The organism is Micromonospora endolithica, assembly GCF_003626595.1.
Classification (GTDB): domain Bacteria; phylum Actinomycetota; class Actinomycetes; order Mycobacteriales; family Micromonosporaceae; genus Micromonospora; species Micromonospora endolithica.
In genome coordinates, this window is record NZ_RBAK01000002.1 from 121,386 (window position 1) to 134,534 (window position 13,149).

General features: G+C 73.1%; 16 protein-coding genes. 7 read left to right on the forward strand and 9 right to left on the reverse strand.

The window, feature by feature from the left end:
* Positions 1-34: 34 nt before the first annotated feature.
* Entirely contained in the window at positions 35-700 is a 666-nt protein-coding gene (locus D7223_RS06460; protein WP_120726047.1) for a DUF3710 domain-containing protein, read from the reverse strand.
* Entirely contained in the window at positions 697-1,239 is a 543-nt protein-coding gene (dut, locus tag D7223_RS06465; RefSeq protein ID WP_120726049.1) for a dUTP diphosphatase, read from the reverse strand. Before dut ends, D7223_RS06460 begins: the two co-directional genes overlap by 4 nt.
* An 89-nt stretch (positions 1,240-1,328) precedes the next feature.
* Between dut and D7223_RS06470 the strand changes: the two genes are divergently transcribed.
* Complete coding sequence (locus D7223_RS06470; protein ID WP_120726051.1) at positions 1,329-1,865, forward strand: DUF3093 domain-containing protein; 537 nt, start codon at positions 1,329-1,331, stop codon at positions 1,863-1,865.
* Between the two features lie 8 nt (positions 1,866-1,873).
* Here D7223_RS06470 and D7223_RS06475 read toward each other — a convergent pair whose 3' ends face one another.
* Together D7223_RS06475 and D7223_RS06480 are read right to left on the reverse strand one after the other, a co-directional pair.
* A complete protein-coding gene (locus tag D7223_RS06475) occupies positions 1,874-2,764 on the reverse strand; it encodes a hypothetical protein (RefSeq protein ID WP_238161698.1) in 891 nt (296 codons plus the stop codon).
* Positions 2,765-2,908: 144 nt separating this feature from the next.
* The gene (locus tag D7223_RS06480; protein WP_007075406.1) at positions 2,909-3,205 is read right to left on the reverse strand and encodes a DUF4193 domain-containing protein; all 297 of its coding nucleotides are present in this window, start codon (positions 3,203-3,205) and stop codon (positions 2,909-2,911) included.
* 435 nt (positions 3,206-3,640) lie between these two features.
* On the opposite strand from D7223_RS06480, the gene D7223_RS06485 reads away from it, so the two are divergent.
* A complete protein-coding gene (locus D7223_RS06485) occupies positions 3,641-4,156 on the forward strand; it encodes a LytR C-terminal domain-containing protein (RefSeq protein WP_186832249.1) in 516 nt (171 codons plus the stop codon).
* A gap of 43 nt (positions 4,157-4,199) precedes the next feature.
* Here D7223_RS06485 and D7223_RS06490 read toward each other — a convergent pair whose 3' ends face one another.
* On the reverse strand, positions 4,200-5,021 hold the full coding sequence (locus D7223_RS06490; RefSeq protein WP_120726055.1) for an inositol monophosphatase family protein: 822 nt from the start codon (positions 5,019-5,021) through the stop codon (positions 4,200-4,202).
* Between the two features lie 285 nt (positions 5,022-5,306).
* Between D7223_RS06490 and D7223_RS06495 the strand changes: the two genes are divergently transcribed.
* A complete protein-coding gene (locus D7223_RS06495; protein ID WP_120726057.1) occupies positions 5,307-6,914 on the forward strand; it encodes an RNA polymerase sigma factor in 1,608 nt (535 codons plus the stop codon).
* Positions 6,915-7,158: 244 nt separating this feature from the next.
* Positions 7,159-7,392, forward strand: coding sequence for a DUF7455 domain-containing protein (locus tag D7223_RS06500; RefSeq protein WP_120726059.1), 234 nt, complete (start codon positions 7,159-7,161; stop codon positions 7,390-7,392).
* A gap of 212 nt (positions 7,393-7,604) precedes the next feature.
* Here the strand turns inward: D7223_RS06500 and D7223_RS06505 are convergent, their stop codons facing one another.
* From D7223_RS06505 to D7223_RS06515, 3 genes are all read right to left on the reverse strand, one after another.
* A complete protein-coding gene (locus tag D7223_RS06505) occupies positions 7,605-9,338 on the reverse strand; it encodes a DEAD/DEAH box helicase (RefSeq protein WP_120726061.1) in 1,734 nt (577 codons plus the stop codon).
* 227 nt (positions 9,339-9,565) lie between these two features.
* Entirely contained in the window at positions 9,566-10,186 is a 621-nt protein-coding gene (locus D7223_RS06510; protein WP_120726063.1) for a trimeric intracellular cation channel family protein, read from the reverse strand.
* A 40-nt stretch (positions 10,187-10,226) separates the two neighbouring features.
* Positions 10,227-10,445, reverse strand: a complete 219-nt coding sequence (locus tag D7223_RS06515) for a DUF3039 domain-containing protein (protein ID WP_120726065.1) — start codon at positions 10,443-10,445, stop codon at positions 10,227-10,229.
* An 87-nt stretch (positions 10,446-10,532) separates the two neighbouring features.
* Between D7223_RS06515 and D7223_RS06520 the strand changes: the two genes are divergently transcribed.
* Entirely contained in the window at positions 10,533-11,459 is a 927-nt protein-coding gene (locus tag D7223_RS06520; RefSeq protein ID WP_120727037.1) for a pseudouridine-5'-phosphate glycosidase, read from the forward strand.
* Complete coding sequence (locus D7223_RS06525) at positions 11,456-12,352, forward strand: carbohydrate kinase family protein (protein ID WP_120726067.1); 897 nt, start codon at positions 11,456-11,458, stop codon at positions 12,350-12,352. Before D7223_RS06520 ends, D7223_RS06525 begins: the two co-directional genes overlap by 4 nt.
* 40 nt (positions 12,353-12,392) lie before the next feature.
* Here D7223_RS06525 and D7223_RS06530 read toward each other — a convergent pair whose 3' ends face one another.
* Positions 12,393-12,749, reverse strand: a complete 357-nt coding sequence (locus D7223_RS06530) for a DUF3099 domain-containing protein (RefSeq protein ID WP_120727039.1) — start codon at positions 12,747-12,749, stop codon at positions 12,393-12,395.
* Positions 12,750-12,854: 105 nt separating this feature from the next.
* Between D7223_RS06530 and D7223_RS06535 the strand changes: the two genes are divergently transcribed.
* Positions 12,855-13,142, forward strand: coding sequence for a hypothetical protein (locus tag D7223_RS06535; RefSeq protein WP_238161700.1), 288 nt, complete (start codon positions 12,855-12,857; stop codon positions 13,140-13,142).
* Positions 13,143-13,149 lie beyond the last annotated feature (7 nt).

Below are 13,149 nucleotides of genomic sequence, written 5' to 3' on the forward strand. Positions count from 1 at the left end.
AGGAACGGTCCCGGCCGTCCGGCCGGGTGCGCGGTCAGGCCTCGCGGGGTGCCGGCGCCGGCGTGCCGTTCGCGGTCTCGGCCTGGTCGGCGATCTCCCGGGGCAGCCGCAGCGGCAGTGGCTCGCGGACCGGCTTGGCCTCCTGGCCACGGTCGACCACCAGCCCGTCGAGGCACTGGGTGAGCGGGCCGGAGGCGGCCGGGTCGGTGGCCACCTCGCCCTGGTAGACGCCGCGCACCATCCAGCGGGGGCCGTCGATGCCGACGAACCGCAGGTCGGTGAGCCCGTCCGGGGTACGCACCCGGGCGTGCAGCTCGGGGCCGTACTCGCCCTGGACCTCCTGGGCGGCGGCGCCGTCGGCGAACAGCGACTGGCGGATCTCCTCGCGCACCTCGTCCCAGATGCCCTCGCTGCGTGGCGCCGCGAAGACGCCGAGTTGGAGGGCGTTCGGGCCGTGCACGAGCACGACCTGCTGGATCACGCCCTGCGGGTCGGCCTGCACCCGGACCTCGACGTCGGGTACCGCGGGGATCTGGAGGCTGCCCAGGTCGAGGCGCTGCACTCCGTCAGGTGCCTCGGACACGTCGTAGGGACCGCGCGCCGGCCGCACGTCCTCCGCCTCGGTCGGGTCGAAGACCTCGGCGGACGTCTCGTCACGCGAGTGCCGCCCGGTACCGGCCCGCTTTCGGGAGAAGATCACTGCGCCCACCCTCCGCTGTTCACACTCACCGTGTCACCCCTTCCGTCCTCGTCGCCCGCCGGGCCCACGCCGGGCGGCGGGGATATCAGACCGGCGTGCCCGCCGGTGGAGCCGTGCCCGCCGGCCCCGCGCCGGGAGCCGGGCAGCTCGGCCACCGCCTGGAAGTCCGCCCGGGCCACCCGCTGCACCACGAGCTGCGCGATGCGGTCGCCACGGGAGATCTTCGCCGACGCCTCCCGGTCGTGGTTGATCAGGTTGACCAGGATCTCACCCCGGTAGCCGGCGTCGACCGTACCGGGAGCGTTGAGCACGGTCACGCCGAGTCTCGCCGCCAGCCCGGAGCGCGGATGCACCAGGCCCACGTACCCCGGCGGCAACGCGATGGCCAGGCCGGTCGGGACCAGGGCCCGGCCGCCGGGCGGCAGCTCCACGTCCGTGGCGGCCACCAGGTCGGCCCCGGCGTCGCCGGGATGGGCGTACGCCGGCAACGGCAGCTCCGGGTCGAGCTGCCGCACGGGCACGGGTACGACGTCGGTCACGGTTCCCCTCTTCCGTCCGTTTCTACCGGTGACCCTGCCATCCTGCCCGGTACCCGGCCCGGCGTGCGCCGTACCCTCGGACTGTGAGCATGTCGCCGTCCTCGACGCACCCGGGGCCGCCCGCCACCTACGCGGAGCGGCTCGGCCTGCCCTGGTGGGGTTGGCTGCTCGGCCTGGTCGCCGCCGCGCTGCTCGCCACCGAGATCTGGATGGGGGTGCCCGGGGTACGGACCTGGCTGCCCTTCGCGGTGCTGGTGCCGCTGACCGTGGCCGGTCTGGCGTGGCTGAGCCGGATCCGGGTCGCCGTCGCCGACGGCGAGCTGCGGGTGGACGACGCGCGCCTGCCGGCCCGGTTCGTCGCGGACGTGCTCCCGCTGGACGTCGCCGGCCGACGGGAGGTCCTCGGCGTCGGCGCGGACCCGCTGGCCTTCGTGGTGCAGCGGCCGTGGATCGGCGGCGCCGTCCAGGTGGTGCTGGACGACCCGGCCGACCCCACGCCGTTCTGGGTGGTCAGCACCCGCCATCCGGTCGAGCTGGCCGAGGCGCTGCTCGCCGCGCGCGACGCGGCCAACGCCCGCACCGGCGGCTCCGCCGGGGTCCGGGACACCGTCACCGGTCCCGCCTGAGGAGCGGGTCAGGGCGCTTTGGGCAGGGCGGCCGGTCCTCCGGGCAGCGCCCTGCCCTGCCGACGCAGGTCGGACCGGAGCTGGTCGGACATGGTGCGGGTGGCCCGCCGGTTGAGGTAGCTCGCCACCGCGGCGCCGGTGAGGAACGGCCCCAGCGTGGTCAGGTTGCGGCCGAACCGCTTGAGCAGGGTTTCCCGCAGCTCCTTGCGGGCGGCGGTGCCGAGCACCGCGCTCACCCCGACGCCGGGCATCATCGGGTTGACCCCCCGCTGGGTCGCCCAGGACTGGACCAGGGCGACCGAGCGCGCGGTGGCACCGGTCGGCAGCGGTACGCCGTACACCTCGTGCAGTTCGCCGACCAGCTTGAGTTCGATCGCCACCACGGCGACCGTCTCGGCGGCCAGCAGCACCGGCGCGGAGAGCAGGGTCGGCGCGACGGTCCACTCGACGGCCGCGACGCCCCCGCCGGCGGCGCCCACACCGGCCGTACCCCGGGCGGCGTTGCGCACCAGCCGCTCGGCGAGATCCTCGCCGTCGAGATCGGGGAAGTGCTGCCGCAGGGTCGCCCGGTCGCGCACGGGCACGTGCGGAGCGATCTCGGCGACCGTCTCCACCATCCAGCGCATGGCGGCCTTCGGCTTGAACAGGTCCGCCAGGCCCCGGGCCCGGGCCTGTGCGACCACCCGGGCGAGCAGTTGCCGGCGTCGGGCCGGTGCGATGTCGTCGGCGGTCAGCGCCGCGACGGTGGCACCCAGGTCCTCGGTCGCACCCGGGTCCTCGGTCGTGCCCAGGTCCTTCGTGGCGTCATGGTCCTTCGTGGCGGCTGGGCCGTCGGTGCCGGTCCCGGCGCGCGTCCGTTCCGCCCCGGTCCGCCCGTCCGGCTCGTTGCGCTCGCTCATGGATACGCCCTCCCGATGCGACCGCCGCCGACGCGACGGTGGCCCGTCACGAGTCAAGCAGGTCCCCCGGGAGGTCGCACGGCGACCGGAGCAAGCGGCGGCCCCGTCGAGGGAGCCGCCGCCGGTGTCGGTGTCGCGTTCGGGTCAGACGCACTCGCGGCAGATCAGTTCGCCGTTACGCTCGACGGCGAGCTGGCTGCGGTGGTGCACCAGGAAGCAACGCGCGCAGCGGAACTCGTCCTGCTGCATCGGCAGAACCTTGACCGTGAGTTCCTCGTCGGCCAGATCGGCGCCGGGCAGCTCGAAGCTCTCAGCCACCTCGGCCTCGTCGACGTCCACGGCGCCCGACTGTGAGTCGACCCGCCGGGCCTTGAGCTCTTCCAGGCTGTCCTCGCCGAGGTCGACCTCGTCGCGACGCGGGGCGTCGTAGTCGGTGGCCATCGGTTTCACTCTCCCATATCGATGTTGTCGCTTCCGGTTGTAACGCCGGACGACGCTGTTTCGGTTCCGCTGGCCGGCCACCACTTGTGTCGGTCACCCGACCCGGCTGGCGCCGGGACCGGAGCCGCCAGAGAACTCCTCCAGCGAGGCGCGGTACCTTACCCCCCCATTGGGCGTGGCATGTATACCGCCCTCGTGGCTGAGATGTACGCCCCTGCACGCGAAGTTGTTCCCAATGTGACTCAGGCGACACGAAGATAGGGGTAGTACTACCCGGTTCCCGGTTGGCGCGCCGGCATGTCCGGCTGTTTCCACGCGACAGCCGGACAACCGTTAACCTCAGCGGCGTACTCGACGGCCGACGCGGGGCGGCCCGACCGCCCGGCCGCCGCCATCCACCCTCTGTCCGGGAGCGCCCTGATGAGCTTTGCGCGAGTGCGAGCACTCGTTGTGGTCGGTCTGCTGGCGGCGCTGGCCCTGGTCTTCGTGGTCGTCGCCCTGGTCCGCGACACCCAGCGCGACGCGGGCGCCGCCGGTGGCTGCCCGGAGGGCTGGCCGCTGGCCGACGTCGCTCTGCGCGAGTCCAAGGACGTCAAGCTCAACGTCCTCAACGGCACCGACCAGCCCGGACTGGCCGGCAAGATCGCCGACGACTTCCGTAACCGCAAGTTCCAGGTGAAGAAGACCGGCGACCAGAAGAACAAGATCGACGACGTCGCCCTGCTCCGGTACGGGCCGAAGGGGGTGGGTTCGGCACACCTGCTGCGCGCCTACTTCCTGGACGACGCCAAGTACGAGTACGACCCCAAGCGCAAGGACGACACCGTCGACGTGGTGCTGGGTGGGTCCTTCCAGCAGCTCGCCACCACCACCGAGGTCAACCAGTCCCTCGGCGACCTGGGCTCGCCGATCGCCCCGCCCGGTTCCTGTCCGGCTCCCGTCGAGGATTGACCCCCGGCGGCGCCGGACGCCCCTGACCGGCGGCAGCCGCCGGTCAGGGGCCGCCGGAGGCGTCGAGGTCGGCGAGGCGGGCGTGCAGGGGCTCGAACAGCGCCGCCGGGGCCGCGACGACCATGTCCGGACCGGCCGGAACGCCGCGCAGTCCGTCCACCCGCAGTCCCGCCTCGCTGGCCACCAGTCCGCCCGCCGCGAGGTCCCAGGCCGCGAGCCCCTTCTCGAAGTACGCGTCCACCCGGCCCTCGGCCGCGTAGCAGAGGTCGATCGCGGCGGCGCCGAGCCGGCGGATGTCCCGTACCTGCGTGATCAACTCGGCGACCACGCGGGCCTGGTGCGCCCGGCGGCGCGGGTCGTACCCGAAGCCGGTGGCCACGAGCGCCTGACCGAGATCGGTCTCGGTGGAGCCGCGCAGCCGCTGCCCGTCGCGCCACGCGCCACCGCCGGCGGTGGCCGTCCACTCGTCGCCGGTGCTCGCGTTGCGCACCACGCCGGCGACGACCGTGCCGTCCACCTCGGCCGCCAGCGAGACGGCGAAGTGCGGCAGTCCGTAGAGGTAGTTCACGGTGCCGTCGATCGGGTCGACGATCCACCGGACCGCGCCCGGACCGGTCGCGCCGGCCGCACCCGCGCCGTACTCCTCACCGAGCACGGCGTCGCCGGGCCGCAGCTCGCGGAGGGCGGCGATCACCTGCCGCTCCACCGCCCGGTCGGCGGCGGTCACCACGTCGGTGGCCGTGCTCTTCGTGGCGGCCACCGAGACTCCCTCGGCCCGCATCCGGTACGCGGTGGCCGCGGCGTCCCGTGCCACCTCGACCGCGATCGTGAGCAACTGCTGCGGCGTGGGCGCCGGGCGATCCATTCGTTCGTCCCCTTTCCGCACGTCCGGGGTGTCGCGGATCGCGCGCGCTATCATCCTTGCAAAGTCCAGATCCGCGCCGAATCGGCGGTCCCACCGCCGGTGCGCCGTGCGCCGCAGGATGATCGCCGCAGACGGCGTTACAATTCACCCTGCCCACGCGCCACGGACCGCCAGCGACCGGCGGGCCGGGGACACGAGGGTCCTCAACGACATCGTCCGGCATCGCACTCCGCGCCGTGCTGGACGACCCGGCCGTGCTCGCTCTTCGCCTCCGGAAGGTCATTCGTGACAGAACCCCGCCAGCCCGGCGCCGACGTTCGCTCGCTCACCGACACCCTGATCGCCCACGCGCAGAGCGCCGGTGGTCAGCTCACGTCGGCCCAGCTCGCGCGCACCGTCGAGTCCGCCGAGGTGACTCCGGCCCAGGCCAAGAAGATCCTGCGTGCGCTCTCCGAGGCGGGCGTGACGGTCGTGGTGGACGGGTCCGCCAGCACCCGCCGCCGGGTGGCGGCCGCCCGCTCGGCCACCCCGGCGTCCCGGGCGACCACGGCCAAGACCACCAAGAAGGCCGCCGCGCCCGCTCCGAAGCAGGCGCCGGCCGCCGACGAGGCCCCGGCACCGGCGCCGCGCAAGGCTGCCCCGCGCAAGACCACGGGCACCACCGCCGAGGTGGCCGCCAAGGCCGCGGTGCCGGCCAAGAAGACCACCCGACCCACCAAGGCGACGGTTGCCGCCGCCGGCCCGACCAAGGCCGCCGCCGGCAAGGCCAAGGAGGGGTCCGAGGGCGCCGAGGGCGAGATCGATCCGGAGGCGCTGGCCGCCGAGATCGAGGACGTAGTGGTCGAGGAGCCGGTGGAGCTGACCCGCGCGGCCGAGGCCGACGCGGCCAGTTCGGCCACCGACAACGACTTCGAGTGGGACGACGAGGAGTCCGAGGCCCTCAAGCAGGCCCGGCGCGACGCCGAGCTGACCGCGTCCGCCGACTCCGTCCGCGCCTACCTGAAGCAGATCGGCAAGGTCCCGCTGCTCAACGCCGAGCAGGAGGTCGAACTCGCCAAGCGGATCGAGGCCGGCCTCTACGCGGCCGAGCGGCTGCGCGCCGCCGAGGAGGGCGAGGAGAAGCTCGTCCGGGAGATGGTCCGCGACCTGGGCTGGATCTCCCGGGACGGCGAGCGCGCCAAGAACCACCTCCTGGAGGCCAACCTGCGGCTCGTCGTGTCGCTGGCCAAGCGCTACACCGGGCGGGGGATGGCCTTCCTCGACCTCATCCAGGAGGGCAACCTCGGCCTGATCCGCGCCGTGGAGAAGTTCGACTACACCAAGGGCTACAAGTTCTCCACCTACGCCACCTGGTGGATCCGCCAGGCCATCACCCGCGCCATGGCCGACCAGGCCCGCACCATCCGCATCCCGGTGCACATGGTCGAGGTGATCAACAAACTCGGCCGGATACAGCGTGAGCTTCTCCAGGACCTGGGCCGCGAGCCCACCCCGGAGGAACTGGCCAAGGAGATGGACATCACACCCGAGAAGGTGCTGGAGATCCAGCAGTACGCTCGGGAGCCCATCTCGCTCGACCAGACCATCGGCGACGAGGGCGACAGCCAGCTCGGCGACTTCATCGAGGACTCGGAGGCGGTCGTCGCGGTCGACGCGGTCTCCTTCTCCCTCCTCCAGGACCAGCTCCAGCAGGTGTTGCAGACCCTCTCCGAGCGGGAAGCCGGCGTGGTGCGGCTGCGTTTCGGCCTGACCGACGGCCAGCCGCGCACACTGGACGAGATCGGCCAGGTCTACGGGGTGACGCGGGAGCGCATCCGGCAGATCGAGTCGAAGACGATGTCCAAGCTGCGTCACCCGTCCCGGTCGCAGGTACTGCGGGATTACCTGGACTGACGCAGATCGTCAACCGAGCGTGTCGTTTTGGACACCAGGTGTGCAACGTCTGATGGTGATCACATGGTTGCACGATTGTGATCGTTGACGTGGCACCCTTGGTGCACGGCACACTGTCGGTGCCATGTGTGACCTCGGTCCCCCGCGGGCACACAGGGAAGGCAGCGCCCGGAGCGGGTGTTGCACGATAGGTGAGCAACGACCGAAGAGAGTGTTCATCGGTGACGACCAGAGGAGGAAGGCGATGACCCCGACCCTCACGCCGCCGCCCGAGACGGTGGCTCCCCCAGCCGCCGATGAACGGTGCGACCGCTGCAACGCCGCCGGCAAGCTCCGGATCACCCTCTCGGGTGGGAGTGAGCTGGTGTTCTGTGGACACCACGCGAACAAGTACGCGGAGGATCTCGTGAAGATCACCGTCCGGTACGCGGCAGACCCGGAGTTCAGCTGGCGTGGCGCCGATCTGATGGCGAACTGAATCCGCAATCCGACATAGAGCCGGCCGGGCCCCATCAGGGGCCCGGCCGGCTCTTTCCAACCCTCCCCCACCGCCCCACCCACCCTGCCCGCCGCGATCTTGCACTTTCTGTCAGGACAAAACCCCATGAAAGCCCCGAGTCGGCGACCAAAAGTGCAAGATCGCGAGGGGCGAGTGGCGGGGGCCGGGGGCCGGGGGGTGGGGGGTGGGGGTTACAGGGTCTGGACGGTGGCGATGCGTTCCTCGAGCTGTTCGATGGTCGCCTGGGCGCTGGGTGGGCCGCCGCAGAGCCGGCGCAGCTCGGCATGGATCTTGCCGTGCGGTTGACCGGTGCGGTGGTGGCGAGCGGCCACCAGGGCGTTCAGCTGGCGCCGTAGCGCCACCCGACGCTGGGCGGCACTCATCGGTACCGGAGGGGCGGTGGGGGCGGCAGCGGCCGGCTCAGCGGTCCGGGCGGCCGTGCGGCGGCGTTGCGCGGCCAGTTGCTCGGCCTGCCGCTTGGTGAGCAGCAGCGAGACCTGGTCGGCGGTGAGAAGGCCGGGCAGGCCGAGATATTCCTCCTCCTCCGGCGTGCCGGCCTGGGCCGCCGTGCCGAACGAGGCGCCGTCGAAGATGACCTGGTCCAGTTCGGCGGTCGCGGACAGCGCGGCGAACCGCTTCTCCAGCTCCCCGCTGGCCTGCTCGTCGCGCTGGGCGCGCTCCAGCAGGCCGTCGTCGAAACCGTCGTCGTCCTTCGGCTTGCCCAGCACGTGGTCGCGTTCGGCCTCCATCTCGCTGGCGAGTCCCAGCAGGTGCGGCACGCTGGGCAGGAAGACCGAGGCGGTCTCGCCGGGCCGGCGGGCCCGGACGAACCGGCCGATCGCCTGGGCGAAGTAGAGCGGGGTGCTGGCGCTGGTCGCGTACACCCCGACGGCCAGCCGGGGGATGTCGACGCCCTCGGACACCATCCGGACCGCCACCAGCCACCGCTGGTCGGACGCCCCGAACGTCGCGATCCGCGCGGACGCGCCGACGTCGTCGGAGAGCACCACCGCGGCGCGCTCGCCGGTGACCTGCTCGATGAGCTTCGCGTACGAGCGGGCGGTCTGCTGGTCGCTGGCGATGACGAGCCCGCCGGCGTCCGGCATGCCGGCGTTGCGCAGGACGGTCAGCCGGGCGTCGGCGGCCCGCAGCACCTGCGGCATCCAGTCGCCGGCCGGGTCCAGTGCGGTACGCCAGGCCTGCGCCACGAGATCCTGGGTCATCGGCTCGCCCAGCCGCGCCGCCAGTTCCTCGCCGGCGTTGGTCCGCCACCGGGTCTCCCCGGAGTACGCGAGGAAGAGCACCGGGCGGACGACACCGTCGCGCAGGGCGTCGGAGTAGCCGTACACCGAGTCGGCTCGGGAGCGCAGCAGGCCGTCGCCGCCCCGCTCGTAGGTGACGAACGGGATGGGGTTGTCGTCGGAGCGGAACGGCGTACCGGTGAGCATCAGCCGGCGCTCGGCGCCCTCGAAGGCGGCCTTGACCCCGTCGCCCCACGAGCGGGAGTCGCCGGCGTGGTGGATCTCGTCGAGGATCACCAGGGTGCGGCGGGTGAGGGTACGCCGCCGGTGCACCAGCGGAGCCATCCCCACCTGGGCATACGTGACGACGGCACCGTGGAAGTCGGCGGCGGAGTGCAGGTCGGCGTTGCGGAAGGCGGCGTCTAGCTGGATGCCCACCCGGGCGGCGGAGTCCGCCCACTGGCTCTTCAGGTGCTCGGTGGGGGCGACCACGGTCACCGCGTCGACGGTGCCGTCGGCCAGCAGCTCGGCGGCGATCCGCAGGGCGAAGGTGGTCTTGCCGGCGCCGGGGGTGGCCACGGCGGTGAAGTCGGGGTCGCGCCGCCGGAGGTACTCCACCAGCGCCTTGCGCTGCCACGCGCGTAGGGCGGGGAACGTCTCGATCGCCGGCATGCGGGCCGCCACGGAAGCTCCTCTCCGACCGCTCGGGGAGCGGACCCCGGCCGAGGGCCACGGGTGCCGCCGCCCATGAAAACGCCCCCGCGCAGAAGATGCCGCGAAGGCTGGCTCAGCATAACCAGCCCGGCTCCGCGAACCCACTCAACACCACGTTGGTCACATCTGCCTCGCCCACTCCACCAGCGGTGGTCATGAACCTGTTGTCCCGACACGCCACGCGGGAGCCGGCGGGATCAGGGGCGGGCCGGGGCTACCGGGGCGGACCAGCGGCGGCGCAGCGACACCAGGCGCAGCAGGAAGACGAACGCGGCGGCGGCGGTGAGCCAGCCGGCGTTGGTACGGCCGAGGGCGTCCAGCACGGCGACCAGCACCGCGCCGGCGAGGGCGGCCACCGCGTAGATCTCCCGGCGCAGCACCACCGGGATCTCGGCGGTCAGCAGGTCCCGCCCGAGACCGCCGCCGATGGCGGTGAGCATCCCGATCACGCAGGCGCCGACGGCCGGCACCTGGGCGTCGAGGGCCTTGAGGGTGCCGGTGACGGTGAACAGGCCGAGTCCGGCGGCGTCGAGCACCAGCACGGTGGTGCGCAGCCGGGCGAACTGGGGGTGGAGCCGGAACACGACCGCGGCGGTCACCGCGGCGGTGGCCGCGTACCGCCAGTCGGCGAAGGCCAGCGGCGGGGCCTCGTCGATGACCAGGTCCCGGAAGATTCCGCCGCCGAGGGCGGCCACGAAGCCGACGAAGACGACGCCGAAGAGGTCGAGTCGTTTGGCCACCGCCGCCGAGGCACCGGAGGCGGCGAAGACCGCGACCCCGGTGAGGTCTGCCAGGAGTAGGGCGGTGGAGATGTTCACGGGCGCAGGTTACGCGGGCGGCACCGCCGCCCGCCCTGGTTCACCCGGCCATCGACTCGTAGATCTCCTTGCACTTCGGGCAGACCGGCGAGCCGGGCTTGGCCGCCTTGGTCACCGGAAAGGTCTCGCCACAGAGCGCCACCACGTAGGTGCCCATGACGGCACTCTCGGCGATCTTCTCCTTGCGGACGTAGTGGAACATCTCCGGACCGGTGTCCGCGTCCTTCAGCTCCGGCCGCTCGAGAACCTCTGTGCTCACGTGTGCACCTCCAACCGTCAAGTCTGGCAGGTCACCACCCCCAGGTCCACTACGGGCCCGGCCCACCGGCGACGTACGGTGATGATCGTGACCAACTTTCACTTCCGTCTCGGGACCGAGGTCGACGAGGCGCTGCGCGCCGGCCGTCCGGTGGTCGCCCTGGAGAGCACGATCGTCTCGCACGGCCTGCCCCGGCCGGACAACCTGCACGTCGCACGGCGGATCGAGGCGACCGTACGGGAAGCGGGCGCGGTGCCGGCCACCATCGGCATGGTCGGCGGCCGGCTCGTGGTGGGTCTCGACGACGCCGAACTGACCCGGCTCGCCACCGTCGACGGTGTGGCCAAACTCTCCGTACGCGACCTCGCTGTCGCCGCCGCGACCGGCGCGGACGGCGCCACCACCGTCGCCGCGACCAGCGCGGTGGCCACCGCGGCCGGGATCGGGGTGTTCGCCACCGGCGGCCTCGGCGGCGTGCACCGGGAGGCGGCGCAGACCTTCGACGAGTCCGCCGACCTGGTCACCCTGGCCCGTACGCCGATCGCGGTGGTCTGCGCCGGGGTGAAGTCGATCCTCGACGTGGGCGCCACCCTGGAACGGCTGGAGACGCTCGGCGTGGGCGTGGTGGGCTACCGCACCCGCCGCTTCCCCGGCTTCTACCTGACCGACGCGGGCTTCGACCTGGACTGGTCGGTGGACTCGCCGGAGCAGGTCGCCGCCGTGCTGGCCGCCCGGCGACAGCACGGGGTGCAGAGCGGCGGGCTCATCGTGGCCAACCCCCTGCCGGTGGACGAGCAGCTCGATCCGGCCCTGCACGACCGGACGCTCGCCGAGGGCCTGGCCCTGCTGGAGCGCGACGGGGTGACCGGCAAGGCGGTGACGCCCTACCTGCTGGCCCACTTCCACTCGGCCACCGAGGGCGCGAGCCTGGCGGTGAACGTCCGGATCATCCTGCGCAACGCCGACCTCGCCGCCCGGATCGCGGTCGCGGCGGCCCGCACCGCGTCCACATGACCGCGGGCCGGGTGATCGTCGTCGGGGATCTGGTCACCGACGTGGTGGCGGTGCTGGCCGGGCCGCCGGCCACCGGGTCGGACACGCCGGCCCGGATCCGCCTCACCGGCGGCGGGCAGGCGGCGAACACCGCGGCGTGGCTCGCCGCGCAGGGCGTGCCGGTGACGCTGGTCGGCGCGGTCGGCGACGACGCCGCCGGCCGGGAGCGGGTGGCGGAGCTGGCGGAGACGGGCGTGGACTGCGCGGTGACCCGGCACCCCGGTCGGACCACCGGCACGGTGATCGTGCTGGCCGCCGGCGACGACCGCACGATGGTCACCGAACGGGGCGCGAATCTGGCGCTGAGCGCGGAGGCGGTCGACGCCGCCCTGGCCGGCGCGCCCGACGCGCGGCATCTGCACCTGTCCGCGTACACCCTGTTGGACGCCGGGTCGCGCGGCGCCGGGCTGCGCGCGCTGGCCGCCGCCCGCGAGCGCGGGCTGACCACCAGCGTCGACGCGGCCTCCGCGGCGCCGCTGCGGCGGGTCGGCGCGGCGACGTTCCTGGGTTGGGTACGCGAGGTGGACCTGCTGCTGGTCAACGCCGACGAGGCGGCGGTGCTGGCCGGCGGGCTGGACCCGGCGGCGCAGGGTCGGGCGCTGTGCGCCTCGGCCCGGCGGGTGGTCCTCAAGCGGGGGGCGGCCGGTGCGGTCTGGGTGGACCGGACCGCGACGGTCACGGTGGCGCCGGCCCGGCGGATCGCGGTGGTCGACCCGACCGGCGCCGGGGACGCGTTCGCCGCCGGTCTGCTGGCCGCCTGGCTGGCCGGTGCCGCGCCGGAGGCGGCGCTGCGCCACGCCGGGGACCTCGGCGCGTCGGCGGTGTCCCGGATCGGCGCGCGACCGGGGAGCTGACCGCGCGACGTCGGCGGGCGGGCCGGCCGGCGCGGGCCGGTCAGGGCTCGGCGTCGATGACCCGGTGCGGACGCTCCTCGGCGGTGAGGCTCATCGGCGGCGTGTCGTCCCGGTGGCGGGGCTGGAAACGGTTGGCCAGTCGGTGCTCGTCCTTGGGCGGCCGGTCATTGGCCAGCAGCACGGCCAGCCACGGGATGAGGATCATGCCGAGACCGACCAGCGGCAGCCAGAGCCACAGCAGCGGTGCCTTGGCGCCGACCAGGATCGCACCGACGATCACGCAGGCCACCCGGATGCCCATCATCAGCACGTACCGCTTCTGTCGGCTGGTGAGCTGGTCGTCCTGGCTGCGCGAGGCGTCGGTGATCAGGATCGGCTGGTACGCCTGACGCTTCACCACGGTCCTCCTCGAGGGGATTGCCCTCATCCTGTCACTCCCCGTGCGTGATCAGCGAGAATCGACGCACCCGGTTCCGTGTTACCGCCGTGGTACGCTCGCCCCGTGGGCAGCAGGTTCAGCTTCACCGAGGAGGCGCTGGCCAACCTGCGGGTCTACGACGTCACGCCGGGGGAAGTCTGGGAGGCGCTGCACAGCAGCCGGCGGGTGATCCGTCACCTGGGCGACGACGTGATGGTCGTCTACGCCGCCGCCCGCCGGGGTCGCCGGCTGGCCGTGCTGCTCGCCGAGGCCGACGGCACCGACAACGACTGGGACATCCTCTCCGCCCGGCAACTGACCGACGTCGAGGCCAAGCGCTACGACGAGGCCGTGCGGAGAACTCGCCGATGAGGAGGCG